Here is a 1,973-nt window from a genome sequence, read left to right on the forward strand (position 1 = left end):
TGATTAGTCATTGATTAGTCATTGATTAGTCATTGATTAGTCATTGATTAGTCATTGATTAGTCATTGATTAGTCATTGATTAGTCATCTAGTGAATTTAACACAGCAGAAAAACTTGATATCAATCAAGTATGAATTGGAAATTTATTTGGAGGAAAGTTAACGGTTAAGCGCACAACCAGCGCTGACAGTTGGCAGCTCCTTGTCGCCGTTTTCGGTCTAAATGCTCACAATAGTCAGTTAATGCAGGTAAAGCCCCTACTGCACCTTTGAATAATGCGCCAAACTCTGTAGTAATTTTTAACCAGTTTTCAGCAGGTATATTTAATCGATTGAGAATATCCTGGCTACTTGCGCTAATGGCACCGCGCTTATCCTGTCGAATTATCCTGCCGGTATCTTCAACCAGTACTATGTAGTCTTTGACGCTGAACATTAACCCATTAGGCATGTTCAAACGCTCATTACCCACAAAAGACAATAATTCTGTTGGTTGCTCATCTTTTATCGCTGAATTTATTCGACGTTGAATACTGGTGTAATCTGATGTTTCGGGTGTGGAGGCCATTTGGGCCCGAATCGGATTTAAATCGACATAGGCCATACAAGCTAATACTGCTGCTTCATCTAATAATGCTTGGGACTTGAACCTACCTTCCCAGAAGCGACCTGTACATTTATCTTCTTTGTTTGCCATTCTGGCTATTGGCTCACTTAAGGAGCGCATAAACCAACTGATATCGATTAAGCGTTGTCTATATTGAGTTATGCAATCATTCACAGTATTAAGTTCAAATTCGTTTAGGTCTTCACCTTTTACGAACTTATGTGTCAGTAAAGTACCTTTAAAGCCTTTATGCCACTGAATCAGTACGTCTTTATCTGACCAGTTTTTTGCTTTATCTGCGTCCACTTTAACCACTACATGCAAGTGATTGCTCATCACGGCATAGGCACAGATATCAATAGCGAAGATGGTTGCTAATTCAAGGATACGGGCATCGACCCACTCGCGCCGATGCTCAAAATTCTCACCCGTTGATTTATCAAAGCCGCACAAAAACGCCTTACGTACAACACGCGAACAACAGTGGTAATAAGGTGTATCTTCTAAGCTAACGATACTTTGTCTTGGTCTGGCCATCTTCAAATACCATTTAGGAAGGGTACATAAAGCGTAGTTGAGCGGTTAATATTTAGCCAATAATTTTGGGTGGCCATGTTATTTAGCCAATAATTTTGGGTGGCCATGTTATTTTCTTTTTTCCATGTTATTTTCTTTTTTATGGGTAAGTTAAACACCTATATATTTTTTGCCGCTATCGCGGCCTAGATTAAGGATAATGGCTATGGGATTACTCGATGCGCTAATGGGCAATGCTTCAGAGGTGAGTTTAGATGAGTTGGCTGAAGAGTTAGGTCCAATTATGGGCGATAATGAGCAGTTAGCATTGGCCTACCGGGTAGTGCGCGATATGTTTGTGTTCACTAACAAACGCCTTATTCTCATCGATAAACAGGGGATGACGGGGAAGAAAGTCAGTTATCACTCAGTACCTTATAAAGCTATCACCCATTTTGAAGTGGAAACTGCTGGAACTTTTGACATGGATTCTGAGTTAAAACTGTGGTTCTCTGGTCAGAAAGACCCTTTAGTTAAAGAGCTAAAGAAAGGCACCGATGTGGTGGGAATTCAGAAAACTATCGCCAATTTTTCTTTGTAAAACTGTAGTGGCCAGTCCTACTTGACCACTACAAACAGACTTTTTGGTCTATTAGAGCCTAAGCCATATGTTAAGTGACTTAGGCTTTTTGTTGCCAGTTCCAACTGGGCGTCGTCAAAATGTCCTGCCCCAAAATGTGTGTTTGTCCAAGCTGTTTATCTAACTCAATGAGGTGGCACTGCTCAAATTCATTTAACGCATTGATAAGGCGATTGGCATGGGAAACGACCCAAACTTGACACAGGCTTG

2 protein-coding genes and 1 pseudogene are annotated in these 1,973 nt (G+C 40.6%); 1 reads left to right on the plus strand and 2 read right to left on the minus strand.

Annotation, left to right across the window (positions count from 1 at the left end; genetic code table 11):
* Positions 1–166 precede the first annotated feature (166 nt).
* Positions 167–1,144, minus strand: coding sequence for a transposase (locus ORI98_RS17740; protein ID WP_306136098.1), 978 nt, complete (start codon positions 1,142–1,144; stop codon positions 167–169).
* Positions 1,145–1,349: 205 nt separating this feature from the next.
* Between ORI98_RS17740 and ORI98_RS17745 the strand changes: the two genes are divergently transcribed.
* Positions 1,350–1,724 carry a PH domain-containing protein gene (locus ORI98_RS17745; RefSeq protein WP_306136099.1) on the plus strand — a complete coding sequence of 125 codons (375 nt, stop codon included), beginning with the start codon at positions 1,350–1,352 and terminating at the stop codon, positions 1,722–1,724.
* Positions 1,725–1,803: 79 nt separating this feature from the next.
* On the opposite strand, the pseudogene ORI98_RS18165 reads toward ORI98_RS17745, so the two are convergent.
* Positions 1,804–1,973 (minus strand): annotated as a pseudogene (locus ORI98_RS18165) (AAA family ATPase); the annotation flags it as partial.

The organism is Shewanella sp. ULN5, from assembly GCF_030731885.1.
Classification (GTDB): Bacteria; Pseudomonadota; Gammaproteobacteria; order Enterobacterales; family Shewanellaceae; genus Shewanella; species Shewanella holmiensis.

Coding starts and splice junctions, on each gene's coding strand:
- ORI98_RS17740 (WP_306136098.1), bottom strand. CDS start 1,144: ATGGCCAGACCAAGACAAAGTATCGTTAGCTTAGAAGATACACCTTAT.
- ORI98_RS17745 (WP_306136099.1), top strand. CDS start 1,350: ATGGGATTACTCGATGCGCTAATGGGCAATGCTTCAGAGGTGAGTTTA.